This is a genomic window from Neisseria dumasiana, from assembly GCF_022870885.1.
In the GTDB taxonomy this organism is placed as follows: domain Bacteria; phylum Pseudomonadota; class Gammaproteobacteria; order Burkholderiales; family Neisseriaceae; genus Neisseria; species Neisseria dumasiana.
This window is the reverse complement of the sequence record NZ_CP091509.1, coordinates 1,385,525-1,399,828: the sequence shown is the minus strand read 5'-3', so window position 1 is coordinate 1,399,828 and position 14,304 is coordinate 1,385,525. Positions and strand designations below refer to the sequence as shown.

At 48.1% G+C, this 14,304-nt stretch carries 10 protein-coding genes; 4 read left to right on the top strand and 6 right to left on the bottom strand.

The genetic code is table 11. From position 1 onward, the window contains the following. Positions 1-44: 44 nt before the first annotated feature. Positions 45-185, bottom strand: coding sequence for a hypothetical protein (locus LVJ88_RS06350; RefSeq protein ID WP_158087945.1), 141 nt, complete (start codon positions 183-185; stop codon positions 45-47). Positions 186-464: 279 nt separating this feature from the next. On the opposite strand from LVJ88_RS06350, the gene LVJ88_RS06345 reads away from it, so the two are divergent. Further along, positions 465-1,202, top strand: a complete 738-nt coding sequence (locus tag LVJ88_RS06345; RefSeq protein WP_085418581.1) for a hypothetical protein — start codon at positions 465-467, stop codon at positions 1,200-1,202. A 562-nt stretch (positions 1,203-1,764) separates the two neighbouring features. Here the strand turns inward: LVJ88_RS06345 and alaS are convergent. Then, entirely contained in the window at positions 1,765-4,686 is a 2,922-nt protein-coding gene (gene alaS / locus LVJ88_RS06340; protein WP_085418844.1) for an alanine--tRNA ligase, read from the bottom strand. 241 nt (positions 4,687-4,927) lie between these two features. Between alaS and LVJ88_RS06335 the strand changes: the two genes are divergently transcribed. Continuing rightward, on the top strand, positions 4,928-6,100 hold the full coding sequence (locus LVJ88_RS06335) for a polyamine ABC transporter substrate-binding protein (RefSeq protein ID WP_085418843.1): 1,173 nt from the start codon (positions 4,928-4,930) through the stop codon (positions 6,098-6,100). A 136-nt stretch (positions 6,101-6,236) separates the two neighbouring features. On the opposite strand, the gene LVJ88_RS06330 is transcribed toward LVJ88_RS06335, so the two are convergent. From LVJ88_RS06330 to ppsR, 3 genes are all read right to left on the bottom strand, one after another. Then, entirely contained in the window at positions 6,237-7,835 is a 1,599-nt protein-coding gene (locus tag LVJ88_RS06330; RefSeq protein ID WP_085418842.1) for a peptide chain release factor 3, read from the bottom strand. Positions 7,836-8,066: 231 nt separating this feature from the next. Then, positions 8,067-8,852 carry a basic amino acid ABC transporter substrate-binding protein gene (locus LVJ88_RS06325; protein WP_085418847.1) on the bottom strand — a complete coding sequence of 262 codons (786 nt, stop codon included), beginning with the start codon at positions 8,850-8,852 and terminating at the stop codon, positions 8,067-8,069. 116 nt (positions 8,853-8,968) lie between these two features. Next, the gene (gene ppsR / locus LVJ88_RS06320; protein ID WP_054599690.1) at positions 8,969-9,787 is read right to left on the bottom strand and encodes a posphoenolpyruvate synthetase regulatory kinase/phosphorylase PpsR; all 819 of its coding nucleotides are present in this window, start codon (positions 9,785-9,787) and stop codon (positions 8,969-8,971) included. 529 nt (positions 9,788-10,316) lie between these two features. Here ppsR and ppsA point away from each other — a divergent pair. Beyond that, the gene (gene ppsA, locus LVJ88_RS06315) at positions 10,317-12,704 is read left to right on the top strand and encodes a phosphoenolpyruvate synthase (RefSeq protein WP_054599691.1); all 2,388 of its coding nucleotides are present in this window, start codon (positions 10,317-10,319) and stop codon (positions 12,702-12,704) included. Between the two features lie 53 nt (positions 12,705-12,757). Further along, entirely contained in the window at positions 12,758-12,880 is a 123-nt protein-coding gene (locus LVJ88_RS12550) for a hypothetical protein (RefSeq protein WP_269844512.1), read from the top strand. Positions 12,881-12,882: 2 nt separating this feature from the next. Here LVJ88_RS12550 and LVJ88_RS06310 read toward each other — a convergent pair whose 3' ends face one another. Further along, complete coding sequence (locus tag LVJ88_RS06310; protein WP_085418841.1) at positions 12,883-14,028, bottom strand: 5-(carboxyamino)imidazole ribonucleotide synthase; 1,146 nt, start codon at positions 14,026-14,028, stop codon at positions 12,883-12,885. Between the last annotated feature and the right edge of the window lie 276 nt (positions 14,029-14,304).

Below are 14,304 nucleotides of genomic sequence, written 5' to 3'. Positions count from 1 at the left end.
AACCGACAGCATCTAGCGGGGATAAGGCAAATAGCGGCGAAAAACTAAGGTGATTGGGCAGGTTTGAGATAGGTGTTGGGAGGTGGGAAGGGGCAAGTTTTGATTTTTGATAAGGCCGTCTGAACGTTTTCAGACGGCTCGGCGTTAAGGTAGGGATTGAACGGTTGTTTAAAAATATAAAACATGCATGCGGCACAAACACAAGCAAGCCGGCCCGCCGAACCCGACAAAACCAAAACCTGAAATGGTTGGAACAAGTAGGGCAAGCATCCCTGCCCGCCTCCCATATCAAAAATATTTTGCCTTCGGGTCAGATGGTGGACAAGGATGCTCGCCCTACGAGAGACGTTTTCAGAGTCTGTATAATGTACTTAAACATACATAACAATATTGAACAATCTTGTAATAATTTTTAAAATATTACGATTAATAATGACATATAATAATGACATAGGAGATTAAAAATGGAGTTCAAAGTCGCAAGCTTTAATAATGAAATTTTAAAAAATGAGGTAGATTTTGACTCTACTAATTTCCAATTTCAGGAAATCGATAAATGTTTTTGTATAAAAATTTATAAAAAATCCAACACTAAGACTAAAGGCGTACAAAAAACTGATGGAACTTTAGATGCTGCTACTGATTTTATTATAAAAAATGATGGAAAAAGTCTAGTTGAGTTGCGATTTATATTTATAGATAACAAAATAAGAAAAATTTTCTACAATTCTAGTACCTACGATTTACAGAGTATTTTAAAAAATTATTTCAATGAAACTTCAGAAAATATTTTATTTGATATTGATATAGAAAAGCTATACTCTATTTCTAAAATTAAATTGGAAACAAATGATTTAAAACAAGTAGACTGGATTAACCCTGAAGCTAATACATCAGGTTTAGAATCTATTTATACAGATAGTCAACCGGATAAAGTGACTATAAATTTAGAATATCAAACTCCAGCAAGATTAATATTATTTAAAGGAGATACAGTACAGCATATAATTGAAAAATATCGAAAACCTGGAGTGTTTTTAAAAATGAGAGGCTTTGATGCCAAAGGAAATATCCTATCTGTAACAGATAAAGTTCAGCTTCTTATAGAATTAGATATTTTCTTTGAAAATGCACATGATCTTAACAATATTTCATTACAATTATTCAAAGATAAAATAAGGCAAAAAGCACATGATCTTTAAATATCTAATTTATTATATATATAGATTATATCTATATTCATTTTTAAGTATCCATGGCTTTATCTTAGCCTTAACTATAATACTATTTAGCTTGATAAAACTAAAGTCTAGCTCTCATCTAGAGTTAGACTTAAATAATAATCTAGATTTCACTTTATCTGGCATTTCAATTCTTCTTGCTTTTTTTGTATTAATACTACAAGGTATTAAATTTGAAAAAATTAATAAAAAATTTAATGCTGATATCGTAGTAAAAAGACCAATGCAAAAGGTAGATAGTTTATTTAAATCTAGTCGTATAATTAAAAATACAATTTTTTCATTAATATTATCATCTATAATATGCCTTTTGTTACTTTTGATATTTTTATTTCTAAAATTTAATTATAAAGATTACATTATAGTTTTTATTAGCATGCTAATTATTAACTATATAACAATAGGTATTATTTTTTCTACAATATTTTGGAGTATATCGATTACTGAATATGATAATTAAAAAGTTGCCTGAAGTGGTAGCTGTATACAGCTACCACTTCAGGCAACTTTTTAATTTACAAAATCAAGCCAGCTTACCGCTAACCCAATCATTCACGCTATTTAAAGCATCGGGTAATTTAGCGGCATCCGTACCGCCGGCCTGTGCCAAATCCGGCCGTCCGCCACCTTTGCCGCCTACTTGCTCAGCGACAAATTTAACCAAGTCGCCTGCTTTTACTTTGGCGGCTAACGGTTTGGAAACGCCTGCGCACAGGGAAACTTTGCTGTCGTTTACGGCGGCGAGCAGCACGACGGCTTGGTCGGATTTGCCGGTAAGGTCGGTTACGATTTCGCGCAAGGCGGCTGCGTCGGCTTCGATTTGGGCCACCACGAGTTTGGCTTCGCCTACGTCTTTGGCGTTATCCAAGAGTTTTGCACCGGCGTGTACGGCAAGCTCGGCTTTGGCTTTGGCCAAATCTTTTTCCAGCGCTTTGGTTTGGGCGGCGTTGGCTTGGATTTTAGTCAATACGTCGCGCTCGGTTTGGGCTTTGACTTCGGCGATGATGTTTTTGATCAACCGCTCTTGGTTTTGCGCCCATTGCAGGGCGTTTTGGCCGGTGATGGCTTCGACGCGGCGGATGCCTGCTGCGATACCGCCTTCGGAAATGATTTTAAAGAAGCCGATTTCGCCGGTGCGGGTAACGTGGGTGCCGCCGCACAGTTCGGTGGAGTATTCGTCCATAACAACAACGCGCACGAAGTCGCCGTATTTTTCGCCGAACAGCATCATGGCTCCGGTTTTTTGGGCTTCTTCCATGCTCATGGTTTTGACTTCTACGGGCACGTTTTGCATGATGGCGTGGTTGACGCGGCGTTCGACTTCGGCGATTTCTTCGGCGGTGATGGCTTGCGGATGGGAGATGTCGAAGCGGGTGATGTCGGCGTTTTGAAGCGAGCCTTTTTGTTCGACATGGGTGCCGAGCACGTCGCGCAGGGCTTGGTGCATCAGGTGGGTAACGCTGTGGTTTTTGGTGATGGCGTCGCGGATGGCGTTATCGACTTGCGCGCTGACGCTGTCGCCTACTTTCAGACGGCCTGTTACGACGCTGCCGAAGTGGCCGTTAACGGCGGCTTTGATTTTTTGCGTGTCTTCCACGCGGAAGTTGAGGCCGTCTGAAACGATATGGCCGACATCGCCCACTTGTCCGCCCGATTCGGCGTAGAAAGGGGTTTGGTCGAGCACAACGATGCCGCTTTCGCCTTCGTTCAGTTCGGTTACGGCTTCGCTGCCTTTATATAAGGCCAATACTTTGGATTCGGTTTGGCGTTGGGTGTAGCCTTTGAACTCGGTGTCTTGGCCGTCGTAGGTGATTTGGGTGTCGGCTTTGAAGCTTTGTGCGGCGCGGGCGCGGGCGCGCTGGGCTTCCATTTCGCGGTTGAAGCCGTCTTCGTCCATGTCTATACCACGCTCGCGGCAGATGTCGGCGGTAAGGTCGTAGGGGAAACCGTAGGTATCGTAGAGTTTGAAGATGATTTCGCCTGATAAAAAGGGTTTATTTTGATTTTCAAACCAATTTTCTAAAGGGGCGAAATATTGCCCAATACGTGTACCTTTTTTTGAAAGCTGGTTACCCCAATCGCCTTCATAAATATAAATTGCACTTTCTAATGTGTTTTTGTCTTTGTGAGGAACCACAATGCATTTTTCACCATCGTTTGTAATATGGCTTAAGGCTCTAAATTCCGTATTTCCAGTGGAAAGCAACAGAACTCCATCTTTTGCCTTACCAGTTTTATAAACAGGTAATTTAGAAAAAACACTATGAAAACCAATACTTGACATATTTTTTGAGTTGTTAGCTAGTTCATTTTCCAATAAGTTCATGCCCTTTTCTAAAGTTTCGCTGAAACGTGTTTCTTCATGGAGCAAGGCTTCGGTGATGGCCTCTTGCTTCTCTTTCAATTCGGGATAGGCTTCGCCCATTTCGGCCACCAAATCGGGCACGAGTTTGTGGAAGAACGCGCCTTTTTGGCCGAGTTTGTAGCCGTGGCGTACGGCGCGGCGGATGATGCGGCGCAGCACATAGCCGCGGCCTTCGTTGCTCGGCAGCACGCCGTCGGCAATCAAAAACGAGCAGGCGCGGATGTGGTCGGCAATCACTTTCAGGCTGGGTACGTCCATGCTGAATTCGGTGCCGGTTTCGCGCGCAGCGGCTTTGAGCAGATTTTGGAACAAATCAATTTCGTAGTTGCTGTTCACATGCTGCATGACGGCGGCCATGCGTTCCAAGCCCATGCCGGTATCTACCGAAGGCTTGGGCAGCGGGTTCATATTGCCTTGTTCGTCGCGGTTGAACTGCATGAACACGCAGTTCCAGATTTCGATAAAGCGGTCGCCGTCTTCTTCGGGGCTTCCCGGAGGGCCGCCCCAGATGTGGTCGCCGTGGTCGTAGAAGATTTCGGAACAGGGGCCGCAGGGGCCGGTGTCGCCCATTTGCCAGAAGTTGTCGCTGGCGTAGCGGCTGCCTTTGTTGTCGCCGATGCGGATGATTTTTTCAGACGGCATGCCGATTTCGTTGAGCCAGATGTTGTAGGCTTCGTCGTCTTCGGCGTAAACGGTGGCCAAGAGTTTTTCTTTGGGCAGGTTCAGCCATTCGGGAGCGGTGAGAAATTCCCAAGCGAAATGGATGGCATCGCGTTTGAAGTAGTCGCCGAATGAAAAGTTACCCATCATTTCAAAGAAGGTGTGGTGGCGGGCGGTGTAGCCTACGTTTTCAAGGTCGTTGTGTTTGCCGCCTGCGCGTACGCATTTTTGGGCGGTGGTGGCGCGGTTGTAGGGGCGTTTGTCGAAGCCTAAGAATACGTCTTTAAATTGGTTCATGCCCGCGTTGGTAAAGAGCAGGGTGGGATCGTCGTGCGGCACGAGTGAAGACGAGTGAACGATTTGATGGCCTTTGCTTTCAAAGAATTTGAGGAATTTTTGGCGGAGTTCGGATGTATTCATGATATTTACAGTTAAGGTTTGAAACGGTTTCAGACGGCCCGATGGTTCGCTCGAGGCCGTCTGAAAAATCGGATTAAAATCTTGCGTATATTACCGCAGATTTGATGTTACGCCTACTCAAAAGCGGTGCGCTGCCCTATACTTGGGCAAACCTCTGTTTGCCGGGATAAGTTTGTTTTAACGGCGGGAACTTTATGATGGTTTTTACCCTAATAAAATAATACTACCTAAAGGAATGATAATGCCTCTGAAACTTTCTTTTCTTGTGTTTTCCCTTTCTTTGTTGGCTGCTTGCGGCGGGCGTTCTTCGGAAACGCCGGAAAAGGCCGAAGTTCAGGCCAAGCCGTCTGAAACCGTGGCTGCCCCGCAAAACCGGTTTCCCGAAACGGCTGCTTTAAAAATCTATAACTGGTCGGATTATGTTGATCCGAAAACGGTTAGGGATTTTGAAAAGCAGTTTGGCGTAAAGGTTACTTACGATGTGTATGAAAGTGATGAAACGCTTGAATCGAAAGTGTTAACGGGAAAATCCGGTTACGATGTGGTAGGGCCGTCGAATGCTTTCGTGAGCCGTCAGATTAAGGCAGGGGCTTATCAGAAGCTCGATAAAAGCCTGATTCCGAACTACCGTCATATCAACCCGAAACTTTTGGAATTGATGAAGCAGGTTGATCCCGGCAATGAATACGCCGTGCCGTTTTTTTGGGGCACGAATACCTTTGCCATCAATACGGAGCGAGTTAAACGCGCTTTGGGCACGGACAAGCTGCCCGATAACCAATGGGATTTGGTGTTTAACCCGGAATACACGGCCAAGCTGAAAAAATGCGGTATCAGTTATTTGAACAGTGCGGCGGAAATGTATCCGATGGTATTGAATTATCTGGGGAAAAATCCCAATAGCAGCAAGCTTGAAGATATTCAGGCGGCCACGGATGTGCTTAAAGCCAACCGTGCCAATGTGAAACGTTTTACTTCTTCCGGCTTTATTGACGCTTTGGCGCGCGGAGATACTTGCGTAACGGTAGGTTTCGGCGGCGATTTGAATATTGCCAAGCGCAGGGCGGCGGAAGCGGGCGGTAAGGAAAAAATCCGTGTGATGATGCCGAAAGAAGGCGTGGGCATTTGGGTGGATTCGTTTGCGATTCCCAAAGATGCGCGCAATGTGTTTAACGCCTACCGTTATATCAACAACTTTTTAGAGCCGGAAGTGGCGGCGCAAAACGGCAACTTTGTTACTTATGCGCCATCGTCGATGCCTGCGAGAGACTTGATGGAAAAAGAATACAGCAGCGACAATTCGATTTTCCCGAGCGATGAGGATTTGGCCAACAGCTTCATTATGGTGCCGCTGGAGCCTGAAGCATTGAAGGAAATGGTGCGTCAGTGGCAGCAACTGAAAGTGGCTAAATAACAGGCCGGATTGGTTGTATTAAAAAACATCCTCTGTGCTGCCGCATGATGAGCGGTTGAAGCGCAGAGGATGTTAGTTTAGTGAAAAGACCTTTGCAAAAACCGTTCGGTGGCAAAGGTCTTATGCCGTCTGAACGTCAGGCATTTAAGTTAACCGAATGTTCGCGTGTTTCGTGGAACACAATATCCGGCCAGCGTTCTTGGGTAAGGTTCAGATTCACGCGGTTGGGTGCGAGATAAGCCAAATTGCCGCCCGCATCAATAGCAAGGTTCACGGCATTGGCTTTTTCAAACTCGGCCAGTTTTTTCTTATCGCTGCACGATACCCAGCGTGCCGACCAAATGCTAGCGTTGTCGAACACCGCTTCTACCCCGTATTCGGCAGCCAATCGGGAAGTAACCACTTCAAACTGCAAAACGCCTACCGCACCCAATATCAAATCGCCGCCGTTGTGCGGTTTGAACACCTGCACCGCACCTTCTTCGCCCAGCTGCTGCAAGCCTTTTTGCAGTTGCTTCATTTTAAGCGGGTTTTTAATGCGGACGCTGCGGAACAGTTCGGGCGCAAAAAACGGAATGCCGGTAAATGCCAGCTGTTCGCCTTCGGAAAAACTGTCGCCGATTTGAATGTTGCCGTGATTGGGAATGCCGATGATATCGCCCGCATAGGCCTCTTCCACCAGCTCGCGGTCGTGCGACATAAAAGTGACTACGCTGGAAGCGGCGATATCGCGGTTGATGCGCAGATGTTTGATTTTCATGCCGCGCTCGAATTTGCCGGAGCAAACGCGCAAAAAGGCGATGCGGTCGCGGTGTTTCGGATCCATATTGGCTTGGATTTTAAATACAAAGCCTGAAAATTTTTCTTCAGACGGCATCACTTCGCGCACGGTGGCATCGCGGCCTTTGGGAGCGGGTGCCCAATCGATCAGCGAGTTAAGAATTTCCTGAATGCCGAAATTGTTGATGGCAGAGCCGAAAAACACGGGAGTAAGTTCGCCCGCCAAAAATTCTTCCAACACAAATTCATTCGATGCCGCCTGAACCAATTCGATTTCGGCGCGCAGATTGTCCATTTCCAGCGGGAACAATTCGTCTAGGCGCGGGTTGTCGATGCCTTCGATAATTTCAAATTCGTGCGGCAGTTTTTCACCGCCCGCGTCAAACAGGTAAATTTCATCATTGAGAATGTGATACACACCTTTGAAATTCTTGCCCATACCGATCGGCCAAGTAACCGGCGCACAGCGGATTTTGAGAATGTTTTCCACTTCGTCGAGCAATTCGAGCGAATCACGCACTTCACGGTCGTATTTGTTCATAAACGTAACGATGGGCGTGTTGCGCAAGCGGCAGACATTCAACAGTTTGATGGTTTGCGCTTCCACACCTTTGGCCGCATCAATCACCATCAACGCGCTGTCGACGGCGGTAAGCACACGGTAGGTATCTTCCGAAAAGTCTTGGTGGCCGGGGGTGTCGAGCAGGTTGACAGTGTGGTCTTTATACTCGAACTGCATCACCGAAGAAGCAACGGAAATGCCGCGCTGCTTCTCGATTTCCATCCAGTCGGAAGTGGCGAATTTGCCGGTTTTTTTACCTTTTACCGTGCCGGCGCTTTGAATCGCACCGGAAAACAGCAACAGTTTTTCGGTTAAGGTGGTTTTACCCGCATCAGGGTGGGAAATAATCGCAAAGGTGCGGCGGCGGCGCACTTGTTCTAAAATTTCGGACATATCTTCTCGTATGGCAAAGGGTTTCAGACGGCCTGAAAAAACGGCGGATTATACGGAAAAACGCTTGTTTTTTCAATGTTCAATCGCTATCGAAAGGCCGTCTGAACCAGCTTTCAGACGGCCTGAGACCTTTGATCGACTATATAAAACCACGCCTTTTCAATCGGCTGCTTTCCAACTGAAAAGGCGTGGTTCGGTTGAGGCGGGCTTACGCCTGAGCCTCAAGTTTGCTTATTGTTGAGCGAAATATTGTTTTTCCACTTTTTCGTATTCGCCGCTTTCGCGCACTTTTTTCAAAGCATCGTTCAGCATATTCAAGGTTTCGGTGTCGCCTTTGCGCACGGCCATACCGTAGTTTTCTACTTCAAAATCAGGAGGTGCAACCATATTGAAACCTTTGTTGCCGTTGTTTTTGATGTAGTTGCCTACAACCGCGCTGTCGGATACTACGGCATCCAAGCCGCCGTTTTCCAACTCTTTGATAACAAGAGGCAGGCTCTCGAAACGGGCGATTTTGGGGCTGTCTTTACCCAAAATTCTAGAAACGGCAAGGTCGCCCGTTTGGCCGGTTACCACGCCGACTTTCTGGCTGTTTTTCAGGTCTTCAACCGATTGGATGGCTTTGCCTTTTTGAACCAAAATCACTTGGGTGATTTTGAAGTAGGGATCGGTAAAGTCCATCGTTTGTTTGCGTTCGTCGTTGATGGTAATGGCTGAAAGCAGGATATCCACATCGCCGTTGGCCAAGCCGGGGAAAAGGCTGTTCCAAGGTTGGTGTTTGTATTCCACTTTGAAATTGCCCGCTTTAGCCATAGCGTTCATCAAATCGATATCGAAACCCTGAATTTGGTTGCTGCTGTCCATAGATTCAAAAGGGGCAAATTCTGCATTGGTGGCAATGCGGTAAACTTTCTCGCCTGCGGCAGCCTGTTTGCTTTCTCCGGTTTGTCCGCCGCATGCGCTCAAAGCAAAAGCGGAGCAGGCAACGGCAGCGGCTATCCATTTTTTCATGTTCATTTGGGTTTTCCTGATAGAAACGGTTAAAAAATCAATTTTAACATACATACGCCAGAATGCTGCCTGCTGTGGCCGTCTGAAAATACTTTATCGGGCCGGAGGCAGGCAGCATGGGTTTAAAAACGGCGTTTCAGCTGACATGCCTGCATAATGCTCACCGCCAATTCCTCTACCGATTTGTCTGTGGTGTTGGTAAAAGGAATGGAATGGGTGCGGAACATGCTTTGCGCGTCGGCAACTTCGCGGCGGCAGGTATTGAGTTGCGAATAGTTTGAGTCCGGCCGGCGCTCGTGGCGGATGGCTTGCAGCCGTTCGGGTTGGATGGTTAAACCGAATAATTTGTGTTTGTAGGGTTTAACCATGCGCGGCAAATCGGTGCTTTCCAAGTCGTCGGGGGTGAGCGGATAATTGGCGGCGCGGATACCGTATTGGAGCGCGAGATACAGGCAGGTGGGGGTTTTGCCTGAACGGGAAACCCCCATCAGAATCACATCGGCATCTTTTAAATCTTTACCGCTGATGCCGTCGTCGTGATTGAGTGAGAAGTTAACCGCTTCCATACGCGCATCGTAGCGCTCGGTGTCGCCGATGCCGTGGGTGCGTCCCACCGAGTGCCGCGCCCTCAGGCCGAGTTCGCGCTCGATTGTGCCTAAGAAAGCATCGAAAAAGCTCAGGTGCAAACCTTGGCAGGTTTTAATAATGGTGCGGATTTCATCATTGATGATACTGGTAAATACCAAGGGGCGCAGGCCGCTGTCTGATGCGGCGGCATTGATGATTTGCACCATAGCACGGGCTTTTTCAGGGGTATCGACAAAAGGATAGGTTGCTCTTTTGAAATTCACTCCTTCAAATTGATCCAGCAGGGCTTCGCCCATGCTTTCAGAAGTGATGCCTGTGCGGTCGGAAATAAAAAAAGCAGAACGGCGGGCCATTTACGGTTCCTTTTTATGTGAGTGATCGATTTGTCGGATTGCCTTTGTAAAATACGGCCATATCATACCAAGAGCGGCTCCCGCAGGCCATCTGAAAATCGTTATGCGAATGAGTTTGCATTCTCAATCCTTCATTTTCCGGAAACATGGAAATAGGGTCAAACCGGAAGTTGAGCGCAACAATACCCGCCGCTTAACTACATTGCACTACAATCAAAATTAAAAAAATTTAAACGCACATTTTGTGTCTTGAAAATATTTTTATTGAAATAAAATGCCAATAGTTTTAGTTTTTGCGTCTGTTGAAAATGCATTGTTTTAAATCAAAACCTATGTTTAACAAGGGCTAACAAGATTTCGGGTTCGTGGTAATGATTTCTTTCATTTGACTACACAGCCCTTTTCCCGCAATTTTTCAGACGGCCTCGTGTATTCTCAGGCAATAAAAATACATGACACTACGGGTTTGAGTGGTTAGAATACCCCCGCGAGATTTATTTCTTTTTTAACTTGTTTAATGGATTTAAAAATGGCTGCAAATTACGTGATTTGGTTTGAAAACCTGCGCATGACTGATGTTGAAAGCGTAGGCGGTAAAAACGCCTCTTTAGGCGAAATGATCAGTCAGCTCACTGAAAAAGGTGTGCGCGTACCCGGCGGTTTCGCCACTACGGCAGAAGCTTACCGTGCTTTTTTGGCGCACAACGGCCTTAACGAACGTATCTCTGCAGCACTTGCGGCTCTGGATGTGGAAGACGTTACCGAGTTGGCGCGCGTGGGTAAAGAAATCCGCCAATGGATTCTCGATACGCCGTTCCCCGAGCAGCTTGATGCCGATATTAAAACCGCATGGGATAAGATGGTTGCCGATGCGGGTACCGATAAAATTTCCGTAGCGGTCCGCTCTTCGGCTACCGCAGAAGATCTGCCGGATGCCTCTTTTGCCGGCCAACAAGAAACCTTCCTGAACATTAACGGTTTGGAAAACGTGAAAGAAGCGATGAAACATGTATTCGCTTCTTTATATAACGACCGTGCCATCTCTTACCGTGTGCACAAAGGCTTTGCGCACGACGTAGTCGCTTTGTCTGCCGGCGTTCAGCGCATGGTGCGTTCAGACAGCGGCGCTGCCGGCGTAATGTTCTCTATCGATACCGAATCCGGCTTTGAAGACGTGGTATTCGTAACCGCTTCTTACGGCTTGGGCGAAACCGTTGTACAAGGTGCGGTGAACCCCGACGAGTTTTATGTGCACAAGCCTACGTTGAAAGCAGGCCGTCCGGCTATTCTGCGCAAAACCATGGGTTCCAAACTGATCAAAATGACCTTTACCGAGCAGGCGCAAGCCGGTAAATCGGTTCAGGTTGTCGACGTGCCTCAAGAAGACCGCAAAGCTTTCTCTATCAGCGACGAAGAGATTACCGAGTTGGCCAAATATGCTTTGATTATCGAAGAGCATTACGGCCGCCCCATGGATATCGAGTGGGGTCGCGACGGCACAGACGGCAAACTCTATATTCTGCAAGCGCGCCCTGAAACCGTTAAATCGCAAGAAGACAACACACGCAGCTTGCGACGTTACAGCATCAACGGCGACAAGAAAGTATTGTGCGAAGGCCGTGCCATCGGTCAGAAAGTAGGTCAGGGCGTCGTGCGCTTGGTGAAAGATGCTTCGCAAATGGAAAGCGTACAGGCAGGCGACGTATTGGTAACCGATATGACCGACCCCGATTGGGAGCCGGTAATGAAACGTGCGTCGGCGATTGTAACCAACCGCGGCGGACGTACCTGCCACGCAGCCATTATTGCCCGCGAGTTGGGTATTCCCGCCGTTGTCGGTTGCGGAGATGCAACCACCGTGCTTTCAGACGGCCAGCAAGTTACCGTATCGTGTGCCGAAGGCGATACCGGTTTGATTTACGACGGTTTGCTGAATGTGGAAGTAACCGATGTGGCTTTGGACAATATGCCCAAGTCGCCGGTAAAAATCATGATGAACGTGGGTAACCCGGAATTGGCGTTCAGCTTCTCCAGCCTGCCCAACGAAGGCATCGGCTTGGCGCGTATGGAATTCATCATCAACCGCCAAATCGGCATTCACCCCAAAGCCTTGTTGGAATTCGACCGCTTGGATGCAGAACTGCAAAATGAAATTTCCGACCGTATCGCAGGATATGCTTCTCCGGTAGCATTTTACGTTGATAAAATCGCAGAAGGCGTTGCCACTTTGGCCGCTTCCGTATATCCGCGCAAAGTGATCGTGCGCATGTCGGATTTTAAATCAAACGAATACGCCAATCTCGTGGGCGGCAACCTTTACGAGCCTCACGAAGAAAACCCGATGTTGGGCTTCCGCGGTGCGGCGCGTTATGTTTCCGATGATTTCAAAGACTGCTTTGCTTTGGAATGCCAAGCTCTGAAACGCGTTCGCGACGAAATGGGCTTGACCAACGTCGAAATCATGATTCCGTTTGTACGCACCCTCAACGAAGCCGAAGCAGTAATCAAAGCCCTGAAAGAAAACGGCTTGGAGCGCGGCAAAAACGGCTTGCGTTTGATTATGATGTGCGAGCTGCCCAGCAACGCATTGCTGGCCGAGCAGTTCCTGCAATATTTCGACGGCTTCTCAATCGGCTCCAACGATATGACGCAACTGACCTTAGGTGTTGACCGTGACAGCGGCGGCCCGATCGCAGGTACGTTCGACGAGCGCAATCCTGCCGTTAAAGTGATGCTGCATTTGGCCATTTCGGCTTGCCGTAAACACAACAAATATGTAGGCATTTGCGGTCAAGGGCCTTCAGACCACCCTGATTTTGCGAAATGGTTGGTAGAAGAAGGTATTGAAACCGTATCGCTGAATCCGGATACCGTGATTGAAACTTGGCTGTATCTGGCTAAAGAGCTGAATAAATAAGCTTGATGCCGTCTGAAAAAACGCCTTGTCTGTTTTAAGACAAGGCGTTTTTATTGACATTGTTTGAAGATTTCATTGCCGTGGTGTTTTCAGTCACGCCCGAGTATGAAGGTTTTTTATTGAAAGAAATCAGGCCGTCTGAATCAGTGTTTCAGACGGCCTGTGGCGGTTTGTGAATTTATGCAGACAAACCCTTGTGCAACGTTCGAGCGGTGTTTAATGCTTCGTCGGAATCGTCGGCCAGCACGGTAAAATGCCCCATTTTTCTGCCGGTGCGGGCGGATTTTTTGCCGTATAGATGCAGGTGCGCGCGCGGGTGATTTTGCAGCGGCAGCCAATCGGGTTCGCTACCGTTTTTGCCCCAAACGTCTCCCAAAATATTGGCCATGCAGCAGCTCGACAATAAACGGGTATCGGCGGGCGGCAGGCCGCACATGATGCGTACTTGCTGTTGGAATTGGTCGGCGGCGCAGGCATCGATGGTGTGGTGGCCGCTGTTGTGCGGGCGCGGGGCGATTTCGTTGACGATCAGTTCGTTGGTGTCGCCGACCACAAACATTTCCACCGCCAATACGCCGACGTAATCCAGCTCGTCGGCCAAGCGGCGTGCCATTTGCCGTGCTTGTTGCTGGACATCCGCGCTTAAGCGGGCGGGTACGATGGAATAGGCGAGAATGCCGTTTTCGTGGATGTTTTCGGCGGGGTCGAAGGTTTGCGTGTTCTCGCTGTTCAGACGGCATACGATCACGGAAATTTCGCCGCGTAAGTCCACCATTTTTTCCAACACGCAATCTACGCCGCCGTGTTCGGCAAATGCGGTTTTGAGTTCGCTCAAGGTTTTGACGCGGATTTGGCCTTTGCCGTCGTAGCCCAATGTGGCGGTTTTGAGAATGCCGGGCAGCAGGGAGGCACTTGCTTCGGTAATATCTTCAGGTTTGCAGACGGCCTGATAGGGTGCGGTTTGCAGGCCGGCTTTTTGAATCCATGCTTTTTCTTGAATGCGGTTTTGCGCAATGGCCACGCAGTCGCCACTGGGCGAGACTACGGTGTGTTGGGCCAGAAAGCGCATGGCGTCGGCGTTGACGTTTTCAAATTCGGTGGTAACGGCGGCGCATTTGGCCAACTCGTTTAAGGCGGCTTCGTCGTCGAAAGCGGCGCACAGATGACGGTCGGCAAAGTCGGCGGCAGGCGCATTGGGATCGGGGTCGAGCACGGTAACCCGGTAGCCCATGGTTTTGGCGGCAACGGTAAACATACGGCCGAGCTGGCCGCCGCCGAGAATGCCGAGATTGGCGGGAGGAAGGATGGGATTGTGTTTATTCATGGTTGTTATGGAAAACGGTTGGCGTAGCGGTTGGAAACTGTGTTGAACGGAGCGGAATTATAAACCATCGCGTTGGTTTGAGTGGCATTTTCGGCGTGGGGAAACTGCCGAGCAAGGTGTAGTTGCGGGCGCTACTGTTTGAGATGATGTTTGACAGCTTTTTCATAGGTTTGCTTTTTTGCAACGGAATCATGGCGTACAATCGCGGGCGGGGTGCAGCTGCAAGGGTTGGGTTGCGACTGTGCGCAATCGGCGTTTGCTGCCAGATGCTCTATA